This is a genomic window from Streptomyces sp. NPDC005820 (genome assembly GCF_040630255.1).
Classification (GTDB): Bacteria; Actinomycetota; Actinomycetes; order Streptomycetales; family Streptomycetaceae; genus Streptomyces.
Genome location: NZ_JBEXXE010000038.1, coordinates 1 through 16,335, shown reverse-complemented (window position 1 = coordinate 16,335; position 16,335 = coordinate 1). Strand labels below are relative to the sequence as shown.

The 16,335-nt window shown below is 67.5% G+C and carries 11 protein-coding genes and 2 pseudogenes; 6 read left to right on the top strand and 7 right to left on the bottom strand.

Annotated elements, in window-relative coordinates:
* Positions 1-636 precede the first annotated feature (636 nt).
* Both ABZ464_RS36950 and ABZ464_RS36945 read left to right on the top strand, forming a co-directional pair.
* Positions 637-1,998: an IS30 family transposase gene (locus ABZ464_RS36950; protein ID WP_359284854.1), complete on the top strand. Its 1,362-nt coding sequence runs from the start codon at positions 637-639 to the stop codon at positions 1,996-1,998.
* 799 nt (positions 1,999-2,797) lie between these two features.
* Complete coding sequence (locus tag ABZ464_RS36945) at positions 2,798-3,334, top strand: DUF4240 domain-containing protein (RefSeq protein ID WP_359285019.1); 537 nt, start codon at positions 2,798-2,800, stop codon at positions 3,332-3,334.
* Between the two features lie 197 nt (positions 3,335-3,531).
* Here ABZ464_RS36945 and ABZ464_RS36940 read toward each other — a convergent pair whose 3' ends face one another.
* The 3 genes and pseudogenes from ABZ464_RS36940 to ABZ464_RS36930 form a co-directional block, all read right to left on the bottom strand.
* On the bottom strand, positions 3,532-4,023 hold the full coding sequence (locus tag ABZ464_RS36940; protein WP_359284851.1) for a DUF2975 domain-containing protein: 492 nt from the start codon (positions 4,021-4,023) through the stop codon (positions 3,532-3,534).
* Positions 4,024-4,221: 198 nt separating this feature from the next.
* Positions 4,222-4,575, bottom strand: coding sequence for a hypothetical protein (locus tag ABZ464_RS36935; protein WP_359284848.1), 354 nt, complete (start codon positions 4,573-4,575; stop codon positions 4,222-4,224).
* A 758-nt stretch (positions 4,576-5,333) separates the two neighbouring features.
* A pseudogene (locus tag ABZ464_RS36930) lies at positions 5,334-6,117 on the bottom strand (transposase); the annotation flags it as partial.
* Between the two features lie 300 nt (positions 6,118-6,417).
* On the opposite strand from ABZ464_RS36930, the gene ABZ464_RS36925 reads away from it, so the two are divergent.
* The gene (locus tag ABZ464_RS36925; RefSeq protein ID WP_359284845.1) at positions 6,418-7,845 is read left to right on the top strand and encodes an FG-GAP-like repeat-containing protein; all 1,428 of its coding nucleotides are present in this window, start codon (positions 6,418-6,420) and stop codon (positions 7,843-7,845) included.
* A 513-nt stretch (positions 7,846-8,358) separates the two neighbouring features.
* Here the strand turns inward: ABZ464_RS36925 and ABZ464_RS36920 are convergent.
* The 3 genes from ABZ464_RS36920 to ABZ464_RS36910 form a co-directional block, all read right to left on the bottom strand.
* The gene (locus tag ABZ464_RS36920) at positions 8,359-10,329 is read right to left on the bottom strand and encodes a glycoside hydrolase family 97 N-terminal domain-containing protein (protein WP_359284841.1); all 1,971 of its coding nucleotides are present in this window, start codon (positions 10,327-10,329) and stop codon (positions 8,359-8,361) included.
* A 185-nt stretch (positions 10,330-10,514) separates the two neighbouring features.
* Positions 10,515-11,408, bottom strand: a complete 894-nt coding sequence (locus ABZ464_RS36915; protein ID WP_359284838.1) for a hypothetical protein — start codon at positions 11,406-11,408, stop codon at positions 10,515-10,517.
* A complete protein-coding gene (locus tag ABZ464_RS36910) occupies positions 11,405-12,400 on the bottom strand; it encodes a helix-turn-helix domain-containing protein (RefSeq protein ID WP_359284835.1) in 996 nt (331 codons plus the stop codon). The genes ABZ464_RS36915 and ABZ464_RS36910 overlap by 4 nt, the downstream gene beginning before the upstream one ends.
* Before the next feature lie 122 nt (positions 12,401-12,522).
* Here ABZ464_RS36910 and ABZ464_RS36905 point away from each other — a divergent pair, with 122 nt between their 5' ends.
* A complete protein-coding gene (locus ABZ464_RS36905) occupies positions 12,523-13,347 on the top strand; it encodes a dienelactone hydrolase family protein (RefSeq protein ID WP_359284833.1) in 825 nt (274 codons plus the stop codon).
* Between the two features lie 117 nt (positions 13,348-13,464).
* Here ABZ464_RS36905 and ABZ464_RS36900 read toward each other — a convergent pair whose 3' ends face one another.
* Complete coding sequence (locus ABZ464_RS36900; RefSeq protein ID WP_359284830.1) at positions 13,465-13,974, bottom strand: SMI1/KNR4 family protein; 510 nt, start codon at positions 13,972-13,974, stop codon at positions 13,465-13,467.
* 78 nt (positions 13,975-14,052) lie between these two features.
* On the opposite strand from ABZ464_RS36900, the pseudogene ABZ464_RS36895 reads away from it, so the two are divergent.
* Positions 14,053-14,241: pseudogene (locus ABZ464_RS36895) on the top strand (transposase); the annotation flags it as partial.
* A 429-nt stretch (positions 14,242-14,670) separates the two neighbouring features.
* The gene (locus ABZ464_RS36890) at positions 14,671-15,990 is read left to right on the top strand and encodes a hypothetical protein (RefSeq protein WP_359284827.1); all 1,320 of its coding nucleotides are present in this window, start codon (positions 14,671-14,673) and stop codon (positions 15,988-15,990) included.
* Positions 15,991-16,335: the final 345 nt, after the last annotated feature.

Sequence of the window (16,335 nt, the reverse complement as noted above, 5' to 3'; positions counted from 1 at the left end):
ATTCTGTCCAGCCTCGGCGACTCCGCCGGGCATGCCCATACCAAATCTGAGCAAGGGGATCTCTAATCCGGGCAAGGGAATCCCTAAGCGGGACTGTTAAACGTCGGCACTGTCCGCAATCGGTGATGACGAAGCATGAGCGGTGTCGTGGGGATTGGTGTGGTGTGGTGTGGTGTGGTGTGGTGTGGTGTGGTGTGGGACGTCAACTCCTCTGCACAGAAGGTGTTTTGAGGATGGGCGGCGCTGGTTGTCGAGGACGCGGTGGACGAGGGCGAGATGAGCGTCCGGTGGCCGATGTTCCGCTGGACGGCCACCGGGTGGTGGTGCAGGTGCGGTGCCGACCGTTGGATCGGTACCAACGCCAATACGACCCGTCTGGCCGGCCAACTCGGCCAGATGGGAGCGGCCTGCTTTGCCCTTGCCCTCCTACCCTCGACATGGCCTTGTGGCGCCGCTGCCGCGCTGGAACTCCGGTTGGACCGGGGCTGGTTCACCACTCGGATGCGGCGAGTCAGGGCGAAATCAACTGGTCGTCGCAACACCTTCTGATCACGGAGGTGTGCAATGGGACGACCGAGGAAGCAGATGCCGCAGGCGCCACCGGGTGCGCGGCGGCAGTGGGCTGCGGACCGAGCGATGCGGCCGCCGATGCGCTCGCCGGGCCGGCCTGAGCTATCGCGTGCTGTGCAACGGGAGTTCTGGCGTCTGATCGCATCCGGGGTCACCTCGGTCCAGGCCGCCGAGGGGGTCGGCGTGTCGGCACCGGTCGGGATTCGATGGTTCCGACACGCTGGCGGGATGGCGCCGCTGAGTCTGGACGAGCCCTCGGGCCGCTACCTGTCGTTCGTCGAACGCGAGGAGATCGCCTTGCTCAGGGCCCGGGACAAGGGCGTGCGTGAGATCGCCCGCACGCTCGGGCGCGACCCGGGAACGATCTCTCGCGAGCTGCGTCGCAACGCCGCGACCAGGGGCGGCAAGCCGGTCTACCGCGCCGTGGTGGCCCAGTGGAAGGCGCAGCAGGCCGCGAAGCGCCCGAAGACGGCCAAGCTCGTGGGCAACGACCGTTTGCGTCAGTACGTGCAGGACCGACTCGCCGGTGACGTGCGCCGCCCCGACGGCACGATCGTTCCAGGTCCTGCAACGCCGCCGTGGAAGGGCCTGAACAAGCCCCATCGCCAGGACAGACGGTGGTCAACGGCATGGAGCCCGGAGCAGATCGCCTGCCGGCTGCGGGTCGACTTCCCTGATGATGAGTCCATGCGCATCAGCCATGAAGCGATCTACCAGTCGCTGTTCATCGAGGGTCGAGGCGCGCTCAAGCGCGAGCTGGTCACGTGCTTGCGCACGGGCCGTGCACTGCGGGAGCCAACGGCGCGGTCCCGGAACAAACCGCAGGGCCACGTCACCGCTGACGTCGTTCTCAGCGAGCGCCCGGCCGAGGCCGACGACCGTGCTGTCCCTGGCCATTGGGAGGGCGACCTGATCATCGGGACGGGCAGGTCGGCCATCGGCACGCTCGTCGAGCGCAGCAGCAGGTCCACGCTCCTGGTCCATCTGCCGCGGCTGGAGGGCTGGGGCGAGAAACCGTACCTCAAGAACGGGCCCTCGCTCGGCGGATACGGGGCCGCCGCGATGAACGCGGCACTGACGGAAGCGATGACCAAATTGCCCGGGCAACTACGCAAGACCCTCACCTGGGACCGCGGGAAGGAGCTCTCCGGTCACGCCCAGTTCGCCATGGAGAGCGGGACGCGGGTGTTCTTCGCTGACCCGCACTCGCCCTGGCAGCGACCGACGAACGAGAACACCAACGGGCTGCTGCGACAGTACTTTCCGAAAGGCACAGACCTGTCCCGGTGGTCCGCCGAAGACCTCGAAGCCGTCGCATACGCACTCAACAACCGGCCCCGCAAGATCCTCGGCTGGAAGACCCCCGCCGAAGTCTTCGGAGAACAACTACGCTCACTTCAACAACCCGGTGTTGCATCGACCGATTGAACTCGCCCAGTACACGTCGTTCGCTTTCACTGACCATCTCCCCGAGGCCGACATCGACGCCTCGATCGGGACCCTCGGCGATCGGTGCGGGCCTTCATCCGGCATGCCGATGCGCTGCCGTGGCATTGGACGCCGCAGCACGTCGACGCACGGCTTGGCCACCGGCCGCATCCCGCTCACCCACGACGCGCTACATCAAGAGACACCCTGGCGGACTGTCACTCACCTCCGTGACTTGCTGATGGACAGCGGCGTCCTGCCGCGAGTCGACCGGCAGCTCTTGGGCACCAAGTGGCGCCTGCGGGCCAGGGCGGAGAAGGGACGCTGGGAGTCGAAGACATCACCGACGACGGGACCACCCGTCACCGTCCAACTGGGAGACCCGTTGTCCCCGCTGCCGACGCCCGTCGCCGACGTGATGCGGGCCTGCATCCGGTCCCGCCAGCACCTGCCCTACGCCAGCAGCAGAAGCGCACAGTGGCTCTTTCCCGGCCGCCGGCCCGGACAGCCGATGAACCCGGTCAGACTCCAGGTCCACCTGCGTGAGATCGGCGTTCCGCCACAGCGCGGCAGGACCTCCGCGATCCGCCGGCTCGTCCTCCAAGCCCCGGCACCCGTCATCGCGAAGGCGCTGCATTACCACGACAGGACCACCACCGGCTGGTCACCGAATCCGGAGGAACCTGGAGCCGATGTGCGCCCGGCAACCACAGCCGCCGACAGGAGCGACGTGGCTGCTCCGGTGGGCCCAGCTTCTGTGGCGGCCCGATGTCAGTACCGGGTGGCATGCTCTGCCGCCATGAACAAACAGCAGTTCTGGCAGCTCATTGAGGCAGCCCGCAATCAGGCGTCCAACCCGAACGACGGCGAAGATGTCGCCCGCCGGGCAACCTCGCAGCTGGCCATGCACCCGGCCGAGGAGATCATCGCCGCTCAGCAGGTGCTGTGGGACCTGATGGCAGACTCCTACACGAACCCTCTGTGGGCCGCTGCCTACGTGATCAACGGTGGATGCTCCGACGACGGCTTCGACTACTTCCGTGGCTGGTTGATCGCGCAGGGGCGCGAGGCCTTCGAGGGGATAGTCGCTGATCCCGATGCCCTGGCAGAACTGCCCGTCGTGCGTGCGTCAGCGGCCGACGGACTCGATCTCGAGTGCGAGGAAGCGCTAAGTATCGTCTGGAACGCACACATCATGGCGACCGGCGAACAACTCCCTGACGATGCGTTCACCATCCGGTACCCGGAGCTGGATCCCACCTGGAACTTCGATTTCGACGACCACAGCGAACTGACTCGCCGACTGCCCCGCTTGGCAGCTCTCTATCTGGAGTAACCGGAAGCTCGCAGTTACAAGGCGAGGTCAAACAGCGGAGGGGGTATCCGCTGACGAACGACACCCCGAGCACGGGATGGCCGCTTTCAACGAGCCCCATCTACCCCGACGCGTTCCGCGAATTCGCCGATGGGCATCTATCTTCCGCTTGGCCGGCATCAAGGCGATGTCGATGTCGATGTCGACGGCGATCGGCATCAGATCACCTCGTCCAGCTCGGCCTGCATCTGCACCGCTTCGACGTCGCGGGCGACGGCCTGGGCGAGCAGCATCCGCAGCACGAGCACGATGAGTGCGACCCCCAGGATGGCCAGGCCGATCCCGCCCATGATGACGGTGACGCCCGGGTCGTCCCGCTGGCCCGGCGCATTGACGGCCGTGACCGTGAACCATACGAGGGCGGCCGCCACGATGGCGCCGATCACGCCGTCCACGTACCGGAAGGCGGCGTGGGAGAACACGGTTCCGCGTCGCACCATCGTCACCAGGCGCCATACGCAGACCAGGGCGACCTGGGCCGACACCATGCCCAGGATCGTGATGAGGCGCAGCGCTGTCAGCGGGAGCGTTCCGTCCTCAGGGTCGTTCCCGCTGACCAATGTCCACACCATCAATGCCTGCACGAACACGGTGCCGGCGAGCACCACCACGAGCACGGCGCGCAGCGCACGCACAGTCAGCTTTCCCATGGCTCATCCTTCTATCTAATCGTGAGGGAAAACTATCGATATTCGATAGGTTGTGCAAGGGTGGGACGGAAGGTGTTCTTGTCGAAGTCAGCCTCACCTGAACACGTTCAGACGCCGCCCGACGATGCCGAAGCCCTGGGTCCGACACGTAGCCGGGGGAGCTGTCTGGCTTTGGGAACTTGCTCTGCGGCGTCTGTATCAGGGGGGCAGCCGCGAGCCGCGAGCCTGGCCTCTGGAACGGAACAGATGGGAGCGACGTTGTTGTCGCCCATCCGGGGTGCGAGGTGCTGCATCGCCGGAGAGGCCTGAGCCGATGTACCCGGCTGAGGTGGACCAGCCGCCGCTGCCGTTGCCGGGGTGCAGCCACAGGCTGCCGGTGGCGTCGGCGGCGACCACGTCCATCTTGGCGTCGCCGTTGTCGTCGGCGACGTCGGTGAAGCTGTACGAGGCCTTGGGAGGGGCGACGTTGGCCATGGTGGCGACGTACGCGCTGGTGAGCGCGGCACCGCCCCAGACCCGGGTGGCGAGGTAGAACGACCATTTCCCCGGCATCAGTGTCCGGCCCCACGCCCCCCTGCCTGCCTCGTACGCGGCATCTTCTGACGTCAGCGGCGCCGAGGTGACAGTGCTCGCAGCGACCGGTCTGGCCGCGCCCTGTCCGTCCGTGATGATGTGCTGGGCCCACCGGGGGAGGGGGGAGTCGGCCGATATCGCCGTCCACGGCCGGGGCCGGCAGGGTGGGCGGGATCGCCGGGGCCGGGGCGTTGCCGGTGCCGCCGGGGCACTCGGTGCGGCGGGCGCTGCCGGAACGACGGCGGCGGACGGGGTGGCTTCGGGCATGAGAGGCCTCGGCCAGTGTCGGGACAAGCGCGCCTGGCGCTCCGTACGGGTCTGCAAAGGCCCCCTGCGCCTGACAGGGCGCTGGGGGCGCTCGCATTGTGACTCGCGTCGCGCGGTCCGGGCCGGCAACAACGTCGCTTCTGTGCGCCGGTCAAGTGCGTCGGGCGCCGTGGGGTAGCGGCTTGGCGGCGAGTACGCTCCTGCCTACTCAGGAGACATGGATGGATTCGCCGTTTTCATCATCGTCGTCGCCATCGTGTGGACGATATGGGAATACTCTCGGCCCCTTGCTCCCAACGCATGCCGTGCATGCCGAGGTAGGGGGCGCACGCCGGATTGGAATCGCAATCACATGAAGGACAAGATGGAGTGCACTTGGGTGAAATGTCATAACTGTCGAGGTTCGGGAAAGGTGTGAAAGAGCTGGTCAGTAAGCTTGTTTCCTCTTCGTGAGGGCTGTTCACCGCGGATGAAGACCCGGGGCTTCGGGTTGCCGGGGCGAGGCCGGCACAGCTGCCGAGGTGGGTCGCGGACGGGAACGCCGTGCCGTCGCCGATGTCGATGAGGATGCGGGCTCCGGTCCTGATGCCGATGCCAAGCGTGGAGATTAGGACCTTGGAGAGAGGGTGGGCCTCCAGGAGTTCCTCGATCCGGTGGGCCAGGAGTTTGCGCTGGTCGAGCACGCCTGGACCGAGGAGGCGAGGCTGGGCACGATCAGCGCGGCCGCATCCGTGCCCGGAACGACCGCGGTCTGCTCGTCGAGCGCGGTGAACACGTCGTCGATCAGCCGTTCGGCCATCCTGGGCGCCTTCGGACGGATCAGGGCGACGAGCCGTCGGCGTCCGGCCTTGCGGGCCTGGGCCGGTGAGCCGAACTGGTCCAGCAGTCTGAGCACGGCCGGGTGCCGCATGCGCGGGCCAGGACTCGTGCCAGATGCGGGTGGACCTGTGTGAACAGGCCGCGGAGCCGGTTGGACAGGCGGGTGGCTTCGGCGGCGAGGTCGTCGTCGAAGCCGACGATCATCTGCAGCTCGGCGATCGTCTCGTCATCGAGGTCGACCGATCGCAGCGTTTGGGGCATCGCCCGGGCGGCGTCGGCGATGATGAACGCGTCCTTCGCGTCGGTCTTGGCCTCGCTGTTGGGCAGCCGCTCGTCGAATGCCTCCTATCCGGCCGGGGTGAGCGCGGTGATGTGGTGTTCGCCCTTGCCGACGTCCAGGCCGAGGTAGACGTCGATGTCGCCGGTATCGATCACGGGCGGTGTCCTCCGGTCGTACTCGCCCGGCCCTGCCACGGCACTGATCGCCACATCCACATGACGAGAGCCCCCGACCTGCGGAGAAGTCGGTGGTCATGCCCCTGATCACGGTCTGTCAGTGTCCTCGGAACTGGTGACCACCCCAGGCCATGCACTCGATAAGGGGAGGTAGTCATGCCAACTCCGAAGAACGGTAACCCCGTTGCGGGGCTGCGAGGACGGTCATGGGGGGCGCCCTTTACGATTCTCTGGACTGGGGCGCACGCCAGGTGCGTCGAGGGGGAGGGGATCCAGTTCATGATGAACAGACGTGGTCTGCACGGGGGTTGGCGAACGGGAGCGCTCCTGGTCGCCGTCGTCGTGGGTGCTCCGCTGGTGTCGGCCGTGCCCGCGGCGGCCGTGCACGGTGCGGTGCCCGGTGACTTCAACGGTGACGGTTACCGCGATGCCGTGCTGCCCGCGCCGGGTGCGAACGTCGCCGGTAAGGCGGGAGCCGGTGCCGTGGTCGTTCTCTACGGGGGGAGGGCGGGGCTGTCGGCATCGCGGCGGGCGACCATCACGCAGAACACCGCGGGTGTGCCGGACACGGCCGAGCCGAACGACGGGTTCGGTGCCGCCACCGCGACGGCCGACCTGAACCGGGACGGCTACGCGGACTTGGTGGTCTCCGCGCCGTACGAGGACACCACGCGGGGCAAGGACGCCGGCACGGTGACGGTCCTGTGGGGCAGCAGGTCCGGGCTGACGTCCGGCACCGATCTGCCGGCGACCACGGCCGGCAAGTACTACGGCCTGGACGTGGCGGCGCTCAGCACCGGTGCCGGCGTGCGGACCGAGGTGCTCGTGGCCGGGTATGAGGGGGCGATGCGCTTCCGGGGGCCGTTCAGCCGCAGCGGCACCTACGGCTCGGCCGATGAAAACCGCGACACCGCTTCCGTCGGAAGTGTCACGCTGGGCGACTTCGACCGCAGCGGGGTCCCGGACGAGGTGGCCGTCACCGTCCGCCTCAGCGACATCAGCGGCGGCGAGGTGTACGTCAACCCCGTGTACGGCGGCGCACAGCAGATGGGCAACGGCCTGATCGCGGCCACCGGTGACATCAACGGCGACGGGTACGCCGATCTCGTGGTCGGAGACCCGGACGAGCCGGACCACGCCACCACCGACGGGGCACTCGGCGGCCGCGTACTCCTCTGGTACGGCTCGGCCAACGGCATCGCGCGGGACGCGAAACCGGTGCAGCTCACCCAGAACACCCCCGGTGTCCCCGACACGAGCGAGAAATGGGACAACTTCGGCGGCGCCCTCGCGGTGGCCGACCTGAACCGTGACGGGCTGGCGGACATCGTGGTCGGCTCGCCGATGGAGGACACGGGCAAGCCGAACGCCGGGCAGGTGACGGTCATCCCCGGCCGCCGCACCGGGGCCCTGGGCACCGGCGCCTACGCCTTCACCCAGGACACCGCCAAAATCCCCGGAGCCGGCGAGACCGACGACATGTTCGGTACCACCGTGGCCGTCGGCGACATCAACAAGGACGGCAGACCGGAACTCTTCATCAGCGCCGCGGAGGAGAACAACGCCACCGGCGCCGTCTGGGTCCTTCCGGGCGGCACCAACGGCCCCACTGCCAAAGGCAGCAGCATGATCACTGCCCCGTCCGTCGGCTTCCCGCAGCAGGACAGCACCCTCCTCGGCGGCAACGGACTGCTCGGAGTCATCTGAACGAGAGGCGATCATCCCGTCGACCTCTTCCCCGGTGGTGGCATAGCTGCCGCCACCGGGGAAGAGGCGGTGCCTGCCGTTCTCGCATGCACTGGGTGGGTTGTCGCGCGAGCATCATGCGACTCCCGCCCGCGCGTCGAACACGCTGCCCGCTGATCAGCAAGTGCGCCCCGCCGCGCTGCCTGGCCGGCCGCCTCTGGCCGAGGCAGCCCCTTTCGGCCCGCGTCTGCCGCGCAGGGTGAGGACCGCAAGCCCCTCGCTCCTGTCTGCCTCACACGCGGCGTTCCAGCGCGGGCCGTGGGCGGCGGCCAGGTGGGTGAGTGCGGTAGCCGGTGGGCGAGGCGAGGTGCTCGCAGATCCCGCCGAACTCGGGCAGCGCGCCCCCCACTCCTCCCCCAGGGCAGGGAAGAAGTTCTTGGCCCGTCCGAGGCCCTGGCGGTGGTGGTCGGGGTCGATGGAGATCTTGTTGATGCTGCCGGTCCGGCAGGCGTCGCGTCGAGGATTGCTTCTTGTTCAGCTCACCGGCGTAAGGATCACTGCCTGTCCGCCGGCGCTGGTCATGGCCACACTGAGGGTGGTGCCGGAGGTGACCGTTTGGGTGGTGACGACGGTCGGGGTCGCGTGCGGGGTGCTGCCCGCCGTCCCGTCGGCGTAGATCTTGGCCGTGTACGAGGTGCCGCTGGTCAGGAAGTCCAGGGGGATCGAGACGGTCCGTGCGGTTTCGTTGTTCATCGCGCCGAGGAACCAGGTGGTGCCGCTGCGGCGGGCGACGGCGACGTACTCCCCGAGGGAGGCCGCGACCGCCTGACTCTCGTCCCAGGTGGTGGGGATGGCGTCGAACCAGGCCAGTCCGGGCCAGTTGGCGGTGGTGGCGTACGCGGAAGGCTTGGAATACCAGTAGAGGAAGTTCAGGGGCTGGTAGTAGACGGCGGCCATGGCCATCTGGTGGTTGTTGGTGGTCTGGTCGCGAGACTGGCCGTAGCAGATGGTGTAGTCCATCGGGCCGCCGACATTGCGGGCGAAGGGCAGCAGGACGTTGTTGGTGGCGGTCGGGAACTGTTCGTTGCCCCGGACGCCCTCCAAGCTGATCCAGTTGGGGTAGGTGCGTTCGTAACCCCAGGAACGGACGTCGTCGTGCATGTCGATCAGCAGTTCGTACTTGGCCGCGGCCTTCGCCCAGGTGATGATCTGGTTGGTCATGGCCTGGGTACCGTCGTTGATGAAGCCGAGCTTCACGCCGGCCACGCCCCAGTTCTTGTACAGAGCGAACAGGGTGTCGGGGTCGGTGGCGGCGATCCGGTTGACGTAGAGGAAGACGCCGATGCCGTTCTGCGTCGCATAGTCGATCACGGTGGGCAGGTCGATGGCGGATATCGCGGCGGTGGCCGTGGCGGTGGTGAACTCCGGGCCGTACCAACCCGCGTCGTACTCGATGTAGTCCAGGTTCCGGGCGACGGCGAAGTCCACGCCCCCGGTGCCGGCGGCGGTGGTCAGTTCGCAGCGGAAGACCTTGCCCGGCTTGATCCAGGACGTGTCCGACAGGGCGCAGGCGGGTGCCAGGTTGAGCACCAGCTCGGCGTTGTCGACCAGGTCGGTCGCCGCGTCACCGAGCACCAGCACCCGCCAGGGCGTGGAGAACGGGGTCGTGACAGTCGACGTGGTCTGTGTGGTGCCGGCTGAGCGGGCGGACTTCTCCATCAGGTACGTCTTGAGGGTGTCGCTCTGGCCGGCGACGGAACTGACCATGGAGCGCGGGTAGTTGACCCGTGAGGACTCGCAGATCGTGGCGAACGTGCCGTTGGCGAGCGTGACCAGCAACGGCAGGTCGCTGAGGTTGCCGTTGTCGGTGGAGGAGGTGCCCGTGGAGGGGATGGCGTCCGGGGCGATGGCGCTGTAGGCGTCCTCGTCGCGGGCGCTGTAAATGGTCGTGTCGTCAGGAAAGACCCAGGTGGTCAGCTCGTCGGCGATGATCGCGCTGCCCGTGTCCAGCAGGACGTAGCGCAGCGCGACCCCGGTGTTGTAGGCGCGGAGCTGGACGGAGAAGTTGGTGCCGCTGGTGCCGTCCTGGAGGTTCCAGCGCATCTCCTGGTAGTAGTCCCGGATTGTCGCGTTGCGGCCGAAGACCGGGGTCCAGGTGCTGTCCTTGGTCCAGTGTTGGTAGTTCGTCACGGACACGTTGCCGGTGCCGAGAGAGGTGCCGTTGCTGAGGGTCAGGCCCAGCACGGAGCTGTTGAGTACGGTCTTGCCGCTGCGCTTCACGGACCAGCTGAGCACTCCGCCGGTCAGGGACATCGTGATCGTGTTCTTGCCGTTCGGCGATGTCGCCGTGATGGACGAGTCCGCCGCCTGCGCCACCGTCGCTGTGCCGAAGGTCAGGAGTGTGCCTCCTGCCGTGAGCGCCGCGCCCTTGAGGAGCCCGCGTCGGGACAGGCCCCTGGCCTGCTCGGCGTGGGTCTCGTCGGGGAAGTCATGGCATCGAGACATGGCGAGTCCTCTTCTTTGAGTGCACTGCAGCGCTGCGCCCTGTCAACAGAAATGACCACAAGTGAACGGGTTCTCACTTGTGGAGGTCTTTTTACGTCCTGGGCGTTCGGAAGGTCAATCCCCTGGCGTGAGCCGCTGGAACCGGTTGTCACGGCAAAAGCATCAAAGCGCCGCAGATTCCACATTTACCATCTGCGGGCACGGTGAAGGGTGGCGGCATGGCCTGGATAACGCAGAGGAGACACACAGGAATTGCCCGGTATCGGGTGTTGAGTGCTCCCATTGCCGTCTGCATGATCGCCACCGCAGATTGCCGCCCGGGTACCCGGTGGCGCCGCCCTGAGGCGAGGGCAAAGGGCAACACAATCAAACACGTGCGTCTCGAGCGTCGACGGTGTGTACTCCGCGAGCCGTCGCCGGACGGCCGTCGGCCGGGGACTCCGTCTGGCGTGAAACCGCCGTAATTCGATCTGGATCAGGTAGGCGGGATGACTTCCCTCATTGTCGACCACCGTGTTCGGCAAGGCGGCGCGGAGTCGGTCCGTGTGGTCGTCGCCCTCGGGAGACCGTGCCACGACGTCCAGCCGGTGCAGCTGGGTGAACGCGGCGAGCGAGGACACGAAGTCGCCGTTCCAGTCATCCATGTAGAAGAGCAGCTGCGTCAACCGGTGGTCTTGACGAAAGGCCATGCCCCAGCGGAGGGCCTGCTGCGCCGCGTGGCTCATCCGTCGCGGCCCAGAGCCAAGCTGCTGGAACTGACCGACAGCGGTCGCGCCCGACTGGCCCGCGTCCGGCAGCACCAGCGCAAGGCGCTCGAGGAGCGGCGCGGCCGGTGGCCGGACGAAGACGTCGATACGTTGTGCAGGGAAAACGGCGCCATGCCCCGACTCGTCCTGCATGTGATCAAGCAGAACCAGGCCCCGATGCACCAGCACCACCGCCTCGCTGTCCTCCGCCGCGTCCTGTACGACGAGCCCCCGCCCCTGCATGGATTGTTGACGCACAGTGACAAGAGCCGATACCCGTCCAGGAACACGCGACACCTCAAGGCCGAGTCCTGGGCTTTGCTGAGCGATCACGGAGAGGCTCGTTCACGGCGGAAGCCGGCTCGGTACTCGGTGGGGCGGACTCCGAAGTGCCGGGTGAAGAGCCCGGCGAATGTGCCGTAGTCGCGGTAACCGACGTCCAGATGGATTTGACAAGTGGTGCGGTCCGTGCTCTCCAGCAGGTGTTGGGCTCTGCGCATCCGGGCCCGCTGCAGGTGGACGAGAGGCGACTCGCCTGTCTCCTGCTTATAGCGTCGCAGCAGGGTCCGCGTGCTGACGTGAAAGTGCTCGGCAAGCGTGGGCAGGTTGTATCGATCCTGCAGGTGCTGGTCGAGGAATCGTTGCACCTGCGCGGAGAAGCCGTCGCCCAAGGTGGGCAGGAGCTCGTCGTCGACATAGGGGGCCTGGGACACGCGCGCGTCATCGATCAATGCGATCCGAGCCGTACGGCGTGCTGCGGTACGTCCGCAATGACGCTGGATGAGGTTCAGCACGAAGTCGTACATCGCGCTGAAGGCTGCCGTCGTGGTGACGCCGGCGTCACTGACGACCAACTCCCGTGGCGCGACGTCCGCACCGGGATACCTCCGGGCGAGTTGGCCCGCGAACAACCAGGCGGTCGTGGCCCGTCGCCCCGCGAGGAGACCGGCCTCGCCCAGCAGGAAGGCGCCGACACATATCGACACCACGGCGATTCCGCGGTCGGCATGCGCACGGATCGCTTCGATTTCCGGCCTCAGGGCATCCAGCCCGAGGGCCGGGTCCGTTCCGGGGGCCGGTTCGAAACCCGGCACCACAAGGACGTCGACATCGCGCGGCGGGACCACCCCGAGCGCGACCCCGCCCGAGGCGATGACGCGCCGTCTCGGCGAGACCACGACGGCCTCGAACGGTGTGGGCGAGCCCCCGCCTGCCCGGGTGACGTGGCTGCCCATCGTCAGTAGATCGACGACGCCGAACACCTCCGATGCGAAGCAGCCCGGGTAGGCGAGTACACCTACCCGCAGTGGACCGGACGACCCCATGAGGCATCTCCTTTCGGAACCCGGCGTGGCGGGATAACCCTGGAGTATGGCGATCCCGCCCCTCGGCCAGAAGAGCCCGCCCGGTCAGAATTGCCCCGATATCCCGTCGGGAGGAGCCGGCCATGACCAGACGCGAGGTGGATCGTGATGATCCGCTGACCGACTTCCACTGCCGCGAGATGGCGTTCAGCGGCGTGAGCAAGGCCGTCCAGGTCACCGGAGCCGGTCCTGCGGTGATCGTGCTGCCGGAGATGCCGGGCGTCAGTCCCGACCTGGCCCGCTTCGCCCGTTGGGTGCGCGATGCCGGTTTCACGGTCTACGTGCCGTCGCTGTTCGGCACGGATGGCGCCTATCCGACGGCGGGTCCCGGCACGTCGGTGATGAAGCGAGCCTGCGTGAGCAAGGAGTTCCGGGTCTTCGCAGGCGGCGGCACAAGCCCTGTCGTGGACTGGCTCCGGGCCCTGGCGCGACGGGCGCACGACGAGTGCGGTGGTCCAGGTGCAGGCGTGGTGGGGATGTGCTTCACCGGAAACTTCGCCCTCACGATGACCCTTGAGCCCTCCGTGATCGCTCCGGTTGTCAACCATCCGTCGCTCCCTCTGGACGACCCGGCCGGGCTGGAGCTCTCGCCGGCGGACGCGGTGGCGATCAGGGAGCGTTTCGAGCGTGATGACCTAAGGGCATTGGGGTATAGGTTCGACAACGACCGCTGGTGCACAGGTCAGCGTTTTGCCGCCTATGCGGCCCTGCTGGGCGAGCGCTTCGACGGACGGGTCGTGAGTGGCGCCGCCGCGAACACCGCGCCACCGCCATTCTTCAGGGACATCGTCGGTACGCCGCACAGCGTGGTGACCGCGCACCTGGTCAACGAGGAGGGACACCCCACCATCCGCGCTCGCGATGAGATCATCACGTTCCTCCTGTCGCGCCTGGTGATCGACGAATGAGCACCGCCGTCGCTTGATCGGCCGGCCTGTCCGACTCGGTGACCCGCTGGCGGACGCGACGCCATCGCAAACGTCTGTGCGGCTGCCGACGCGGCCGGGGTGCCCGAGTTGATCGGATCAGTCCTTCTCAACGAACTCGGCGGCGTCGGGAAAGACGCTGGTGCTGATGTGTCCCGACAGCCAGCCGACCAAGAACTCGACCGCGCCCACGGGATGCGCGTCGTAGTACCAGCCCCGCGGGTTCCAGCAGACGACCGTCCACTCGTCCGACTGCCCGTCAGTGAGCCAGCACACGCGGTCCCCGTTGTCGGTTCCCGCCCACGGCAGGAGTCCGCCCGGCTCCGGGTAGAGGGGGTACGGACAGGCGTCGGGCCTGCTGTCCCGGAAGTTGCGTTCCTGGTCCAGCAGCCGTTTCGCCGGGCCGACCAACAGGTCGCGCCCGCCGAAGGGCGTAAGTGGCGTCAAGAACTCGGCGAAGTGGTATGCCCCGTAGCCTTCGACCAGCTGCTTGAAGTCAGCGGGGACTTCCACGCCGAGTGCTGCCTCCACCTCGTCCCAGTCTCCGTTTGCCCACAGTGGTTGCGGCGGCGGAGGGACGAGGCGAGTGAGCTCGTCGAACGCGGTCATGGGGTTGAGCTTAGGGGTGGTCGTGGTGACTGAGGCTGCCGCCCTTGCCGAGAACGCCAGTCCTGATCGATCTGCCGGTACCCGGAGCGGCTGCGCCAGCAGTTCGAGGGTGTGATCTGGCGATTCAAGACCGGCGGGCAGTGGCGGGAGATGCCGCGGGAGTTCGGTGCCCCGTCGACCGTCCACAATCGCTTCCGGCCATGGCGTGACGCGGGCGTGTTCGAGGCCCTGTTGGAGGGCTTGATCGCAGAAGCGGCGAAGCGGGGTGAGGTGGACAGTCGAGCGCCTGATCGATCAAAGGCCTCACCCGAACCACCGATTGATCACGACTCGATACGCGTCCTAGCCTCGCCTTTCGTGTGGTGGGGCTGTCCGGTAGGCGATCACCTAAGCGAAGGGTGGCGGCAAAGACTCGGTTGCAGGAACTGGCCCGGCGTGTCGATGATGTTGATCGTGTGGTCGACGTCCTCGAGCGGCCAGTGACAGGTGGTGGCAGCAGAGGCAAGCGGCTCGGCTGGCAACGGGGTGTTCTTCAACAGGGCCGGAAAACGCGGGCGCGGCGGGCTGCCCTGCCATGTGATGATCCTGCCGGTGCGCCGGGGCCGAGGGCGCGTCAGTCACGACATCACACCCCTGGAGGTAGCAATGAGACGGTTCTCTGCTGGACGCCCGTTACGCCTCAGATCCGGAGCCGCCGTGGCGGTGACGGCCGGTCTGCTGACGGCCGGCCTCGCCGCGCCCGCGTTCGCTGCTGACGACCCGCCGCAGACAGACCAGTTGTCGATCCACGAGCCGTACGAACAAACGCTGCCGCTCGGCACCGACGGCGGTCAGCCGCAGTCCCGCACTCTCGGCGTCGGCATCTACCACGACAACGTGAACTTCGCAGTGACCAACGGCAGGCTCACCGTCGACGTCTCCGACCTCACCGGGGTCGCTGAGGTGACCTGGCCTGACAACTGCACGCCGAGCGGCACGAGCGCGGTGTGCGACGTTCCCGTGGTGCCCGCGATCGGGGGCGACTTCGAGGACCAGGTGTTCCTGACGGTGCGCGCGGCCGACGGTGCCGCCGTCGGCACACAAGGCAGGATCACCTACGAGGCGACGGCCACCGGCGGTCCCGACGGTACGCTCACCGCGCCGCTCGAGAGCGCCGACACCACGCTCACCGTCGGCTCTGGACCCGACCTCGCCATCGACCCCGTCGCCGACATCGCGGACGGTCGGCCTGGCGACGAGCGGCCGATTCCGCTGAAGATCACCAACAACGGCAACGAGAGCGCGAAAGGGTTCACCGTCAAGCTTTCCGCCTCGTACGGCCTGACGGATCTGACCCGGTACGACGCCTGCACCTATACCACGACGGACGGCAACGACTACGCACCGTCGAACAACGCAATCTGCACGTTCGACCAGGTGCTGGCGCCGGGCGACTCCTTCGAGCTGCCCGAGCCCCTGACGGTGCGACTCGCCCCGCACGCGCTGAACGAGCGGCTCGACATCGATATCGAACCGGGCGACGGCGCCCAGGACATCGACTCCCAGAACAACTACGCAATCCTGCAGATCGGCGCGGAAAACACCGCGGACTTCTCCGTGACCGGTGACGCCATCTCCGGCTCGGCGGGCGAGACAGCCACGGCCGAGCTCACGTTCAAGAACAACGGCCCGGCCTGGTTCGGCAACCTCGGTTCCGGCGACCCGGTCGCCGAGGTCCGGCTGATCGTGCCCAAGGGCACCACGGTCACCGGCGTACCGTCCGGCTGCTACCCGCGAACCCTCGAGGGCGGCTACTACCCGAGGCAGACGGGCGCCCCGCGATACGACTGCGACCTGCGGTACTGGGTTCTGGAGGACACCCAGCGCACGTTCGCGTTCTCCGTGCGCGTCGACACCGTGGTGCCCGGCGCGACCGGTGCCGTGAGCATCCATCCCACGTTCGGCGAGTTCGGCGAGTACCCGTTCGACTTCGACCCGGACCTCACGAACAACACGGCGGTCGTGGCCGTCAACTGACCGGCCCGGGGGTTCGGATCAGCTGCTCGAGCGGCTGCTCCGAACCCGCGCCACGCCCGGCCTCGCGAGCCGCTCGACGCGGACGAGATCCTGGCCCCCGGCATGGTCGACGACTCCCTGACCCGGTACATGTTCTGCTCACCCGGCCGGGGCGCGGTCGCCCTCCTCCTGTGCAACCGCGCGGTGGCCCGCGATCACCCCACCAAGCCCGGATGTCGTCCTCCGGCGACCACTGAGACTGGCACCCTGGTGCCCATTACCTTCCTCGTAGAGCCCGGTTCGGGCTCGTGGCCTTCAGGGCCGGTATGACTCGTTGCCCCTGTCCTTGATGATCCGGGGGGTGCT

What these genes read in the sequence shown, in the direction of transcription:
- ABZ464_RS36900 (WP_359284830.1), bottom strand. Translation starts at nt 13,974, where the DNA reads ATGACCGCGTTCGACGAGCTCACTCGCCTCGTCCCTCCGCCGCCGCAA.
- ABZ464_RS36910 (WP_359284835.1), bottom strand. Translation starts at nt 12,400, where the DNA reads ATGGGGTCGTCCGGTCCACTGCGGGTAGGTGTACTCGCCTACCCGGGC.
- ABZ464_RS36920 (WP_359284841.1), bottom strand. Translation starts at nt 10,329, where the DNA reads ATGTCTCGATGCCATGACTTCCCCGACGAGACCCACGCCGAGCAGGCC.
- ABZ464_RS36925 (WP_359284845.1), top strand. Translation starts at nt 6,418, where the DNA reads ATGATGAACAGACGTGGTCTGCACGGGGGTTGGCGAACGGGAGCGCTC.
- ABZ464_RS36935 (WP_359284848.1), bottom strand. Translation starts at nt 4,575, where the DNA reads ATGCCGGGGAAATGGTCGTTCTACCTCGCCACCCGGGTCTGGGGCGGT.
- ABZ464_RS36905 (WP_359284833.1), top strand. Translation starts at nt 12,523, where the DNA reads ATGACCAGACGCGAGGTGGATCGTGATGATCCGCTGACCGACTTCCAC.
- ABZ464_RS36950 (WP_359284854.1), top strand. Translation starts at nt 637, where the DNA reads ATGCGGCCGCCGATGCGCTCGCCGGGCCGGCCTGAGCTATCGCGTGCT.
- ABZ464_RS36945 (WP_359285019.1), top strand. Translation starts at nt 2,798, where the DNA reads ATGAACAAACAGCAGTTCTGGCAGCTCATTGAGGCAGCCCGCAATCAG.
- ABZ464_RS36940 (WP_359284851.1), bottom strand. Translation starts at nt 4,023, where the DNA reads ATGGGAAAGCTGACTGTGCGTGCGCTGCGCGCCGTGCTCGTGGTGGTG.